Origin of the sequence: Cerasicoccus arenae, from assembly GCF_014651635.1 — a bacterium.
GTDB classification, from domain to species: domain Bacteria; phylum Verrucomicrobiota; class Verrucomicrobiia; order Opitutales; family Cerasicoccaceae; genus Cerasicoccus; species Cerasicoccus arenae.
Genome location: NZ_BMXG01000055.1, coordinates 1 through 983, shown reverse-complemented (window position 1 = coordinate 983; position 983 = coordinate 1). Strand labels below are relative to the sequence as shown.

Below are 983 nucleotides of genomic sequence, written 5' to 3'. Positions count from 1 at the left end.
TTGAGTCGGCCGAGTGGCTGGGCAAGGGCTTGGCGTCTCCTGTCATCAAAGACCGTACTGTCTCTATTAATAATCCTTTAGCTGCTAAGTTAGTGGCTACCGAACCGGGTCTGGACGAGGTGGCGGCTAAAGAAAAAAAGGTGTCATCGGTGGCAGTGGTCGCCCACGGTGACGACCATGAAATCATCCTGGGAGATCGGGTTTACCGGGTGCGCGGGTTGTCGAAGCTTGGTGGCGATCAAAGACTTTTTCCGCTGGCTGTGCCGTGAGAATGAAATCCTGCACAACCCGGCCTCCGAACTAGAAATGCCCCGTGGGGAACGCAAGTTGCCGAAAACGCCGCTGACCGCTAGCGAGGCCGAACGCATCCTGAACTTGCCGGATATTACAGGCCCGCTCGGGCTGCGTGATCGCGCTTTGCTCGAACTGCTTTACTCGACGGGCATCCGGCGGATGGAAGCCGTGCGCTTGGCGCTGGAAGACGTGCAGTTTGAGCGGCGCATGTTGGCCGTGCGTCAGGGCAAGGGCAAGAAGGACCGCATGACGCCCATTGGCGAGCGGGCATTATCCTGGCTCGAAAAATACCTCGCCGACTCGCGTCCCCAACTCGCCCACCGATCCCGCGAGCAGACCCTGTTCCTGAGCGCCTACGGCGATGCGTTGGCCCCTGACTACCTGAGCCGCCTCGTCATCGACTACGTCAAACGCGCCGAAGTTGGCAAGCCCGGCGGCTGCCACCTGTTCCGGCATACCTGCGCCACGCTCATGCTCGAAAACGGCGCCGACATCCGCTTTATCCAGCAACTGCTCGGGCACGCCAATTTATCCACGACGCAGATTTACACCGATGTATCGATCAGCCAGCTTCAGCGCGTTCACGCCATGACACACCCAGCGCGTTAGCTTGAGCCTACTTGTAAATGTCTTTGCGGTGGCCCGCTTCGAGCACCAGCACGATAAAAACATCGTCCTGCAGTTGGCAT

At 59.0% G+C, this 983-nt stretch carries 2 protein-coding genes; both read left to right on the top strand.

What is annotated here, in order from left to right; all coding sequences use genetic code 11:
• Nucleotides 1-269, top strand: a 269-nt coding sequence (locus IE065_RS18180; protein WP_229792165.1) for a hypothetical protein, incomplete at its 5' end; no start/stop codon positions are given.
• Nucleotides 178-903 carry a tyrosine-type recombinase/integrase gene (locus IE065_RS17855; RefSeq protein WP_189517688.1) on the top strand — a complete coding sequence of 242 codons (726 nt, stop codon included), beginning with the start codon at nucleotides 178-180 and terminating at the stop codon, nucleotides 901-903. The genes IE065_RS18180 and IE065_RS17855, both read left to right, overlap by 92 nt.
• The last annotated feature ends 80 nt before the right edge of the window (nucleotides 904-983 follow it).

What these genes read in the sequence shown, in the direction of transcription:
- IE065_RS17855 (WP_189517688.1), top strand. Translation starts at nt 178, where the DNA reads ATGAAATCATCCTGGGAGATCGGGTTTACCGGGTGCGCGGGTTGTCGA.